Source organism: Fictibacillus aquaticus, assembly GCF_002245695.1.
Taxonomy (GTDB): Bacteria; Bacillota; Bacilli; order Bacillales; family Fictibacillaceae; genus Fictibacillus; species Fictibacillus aquaticus.
Genome location: NZ_NOII01000020.1, coordinates 1 through 2,737, shown reverse-complemented (window position 1 = coordinate 2,737; position 2,737 = coordinate 1). Strand labels below are relative to the sequence as shown.

Annotated in this window: 4 protein-coding genes; 1 reads left to right on the top strand and 3 read right to left on the bottom strand. The window is 46.1% G+C overall.

Features of this window, described 5'->3' with window-relative positions; translation table 11 throughout:
* A partial coding sequence (locus CGZ90_RS17970) for a DUF4240 domain-containing protein (RefSeq protein WP_165766903.1) occupies window positions 1-274 on the top strand: 274 nt, incomplete at its 5' end.
* A 31-nt stretch (window positions 275-305) separates the two neighbouring features.
* Here CGZ90_RS17970 and nadD read toward each other — a convergent pair.
* The 3 genes from nadD to CGZ90_RS17955 form a co-directional block, all read right to left on the bottom strand.
* Window positions 306-926 (bottom strand): nicotinate (nicotinamide) nucleotide adenylyltransferase, encoded by a 621-nt coding sequence (nadD, locus tag CGZ90_RS17965; RefSeq protein WP_094253917.1) that lies wholly within the window; start codon window positions 924-926, stop codon window positions 306-308.
* A gap of 26 nt (window positions 927-952) precedes the next feature.
* Window positions 953-2,413 (bottom strand): nicotinate phosphoribosyltransferase, encoded by a 1,461-nt coding sequence (locus CGZ90_RS17960; protein WP_094253916.1) that lies wholly within the window; start codon window positions 2,411-2,413, stop codon window positions 953-955.
* A 15-nt stretch (window positions 2,414-2,428) separates the two neighbouring features.
* On the bottom strand, window positions 2,429-2,737 hold a 309-nt coding region (locus CGZ90_RS17955), incomplete at its 5' end, for a cysteine hydrolase family protein (protein ID WP_133063614.1).

Here is a 2,737-nt window from a genome sequence, read left to right as displayed (position 1 = left end):
AAAACATGCCGAAAAACTCGGCACGTATTCATACAGTGAAAAGTCATATTTTTCTCCGGATGTTTTTTTGTACATCAGATGTGCCGCCGTCGCACTCGGAAGAGATACTTACATACGCGCTCTTCATCATCCAGAATGCATGCCTCATGAACACTCATTTGAACCGCTGTTAGAATTGGCCTCTGAAGCCTACGAGCGAAGGATGAAAAAAGAGTTCGATTATGAGACAGGCTGTGATTACGAAACGTTTTCAAACATCGATGCTTGGAAGTAAAAAAGCAGCCATAACTAACAGCTGCTTTTTTCTACTTTTCTCTATATAATCCATGTTCCTGGATGTAATCGTAGCAAGCATCTGGCAGCAGGTATCTTGGTTCTCCGCCTTTTGAGAACTCGTCGCGAATATAGCTGCTGCTGATTTCCATCGCCAGCCCTTTATCGATGAGATGGAATCGGGAGCCATCGTCATGGTTTCGCAATAACGGCGACCGAGAGATTGTTTTGACCATATCGATCTCGTCTCTCGCCATGACGATGAACTTATTTTGCGAGATCAGCTCCTCATCGTGCTTCCATTTGCCGTCAGCTATATCGACAAGAAGATCGGCACCCATGATAAAATATACATCATCGTCCGGATATAGTTTTTTAAAATGCTGCATTGTAAAAACGGTGTACACTTCCCATGCATCACGTTTCATTTCATAGTCATCTGCAAGGAACTTATCATTTTTAGCGATCGCCAGCTGCAGCATGTTCCAGCGGTGCTCATCTGACGTCTTCATCGTTTTTTCTTTTCGTTTGTTCGAGCAAGGCAAAAAGATGACTTTATCAAGCTTGCAGCGGTGAGCGACCGTGCTCGCCGTCCATAAATGAACGTTAGTGACTGGGTCGAACGATGATCCGTATATTCCTATCTTGGCCACAATAGGTCCCTCCTTCAACGTTTAGGTCAAGCGCTGCCGATCTTTGACTGCACGTCCTGAATGTTCTTCATCTTGTTATCCCAGCACTTTTGGCTTAAGTCCACAGGATACTCTTCAGGGTTCATCCCGCGTTTGTACTCATCCCACAGCACCTCTAGATTTTCCTTCGCGTATTGCTGGATTGCAGACAAGCTAGGTGTTTCATAAACAGCTTTTCCGTCAACGAAAATATCATGGTGCAGCTCTTTCGCCCTGAAGCTCGTGACGAATTTGCTGACAAACGTATGGACCGGGTGGAACATCTTTAACCTGGACTCATCCTGAGGTGCTTCGTTCTCCATCGCGATATAATCGCCTTCTGATTTGTTATTTTGGATATTGATGATGCGGTACACTTTTTTCAAGCCTGGTGTTGTCACCTTTTCCGGGTTCCCGCTGATTTTAATCGTATCGACCATCTGGCCATTTTCATCCTCGATGGCTACTAGCTTATAAACCGCTCCTAAAGCTGGCTGGTCATATGCTGTGATCAGCTTTGTGCCGATTCCCCACGCGTCGATTCTAGCGCCCTGCGACTTTAAGTGCATGATTGTGTGTTCGTCCAAGTCATTCGAAGCGATAATCTGTGTTTCGGTAAAGCCAGCCTCGTCCAGCATCTTTCTCGCTTCTTTTGACAGATAAGCCAAATCTCCGCTGTCAAGCCGTATCCCTTTAAAATTGATTCGATCGCCTAGCTCCTTCGCGACTTTAATCGCGATTGGAACCCCCGACTTTAACGTATCATACGTATCTACTAAAAATACGCAGTCTTTGTGGCGGCGGGCGTATTTATGAAATGCGGTATATTCATCGCGGTACGTTTGGACGAGTGCATGGGCATGTGTTCCCGCTGCCGGGATGCCGAAAATTTTTGCAGCTCTCACGTTTGACGTTGCTTCAAAACCGCCGATAAACGCCGCTCTTGTGCCCCATACCGCCGCATCCATCTCATGCGCTCTTCTTGTGCCAAACTCCATCGCTCTCTGTTCACCGGTCACCTGCTTGATGCGGGAAGCTTTTGTTGCGACGAGTGTCTGATAGTTTACGATATTTAAAAGCGCCGTTTCGACGAGCTGTGCTTCAGCAAGCGGCGCCTCAATTCGGAGAATCGGCTCGTTGGCGAAAACGAGCTCTCCTTCCACCACTGAACGTACATTTCCCGTAAATTTCAGCTGCCTTAAATAGTTCAGATAATCTTCCTGGTAACCCAGTTCGTCTCGTAAGTACTCTAAGTCGCTGTCAGTAAAACGGAATCTGTTCAAATACTGGATGATCCGTTCCAGTCCTGCAAATAAGGCATAGCCGTTGCCAAAAGGCAGCTTGCGGAAGAATACTTCAAACACCGCTTTTCTGTTGTGAATTCCGTCTTCCCAGTACGTTTCGGCCATATTGATCTGATACAAATCTGTGTGCAAGGCGAGGCTGTCGTCTGCATATTGTTTGTTCATGAGTAGCTCTCCCTTTTAGATGACTTTAGCGTTCAAGCAGCTTTTAAAATGATTCAATGCCCATTCATGCCCAGCTTGGTTGAAGCTTGCGACCGCTTTTTCATGAACGACGATTTCAAACCCAAGATTATAAGCATCTACGGCTGTATGAAGGCAGCAAATATCAGTGCAGACTCCAACGATATGAACCTCTGTGATGCCTCTTTCACGCAGCTTAGACAACAGATTCGTTCCGGCAAACGCACTGTATCGTGTCTTATCCATCCAATAAACGTTACCGTCATTCTGGTGAGCTTCGTAAAGATCGTTCAGCTTTCCGAAAAG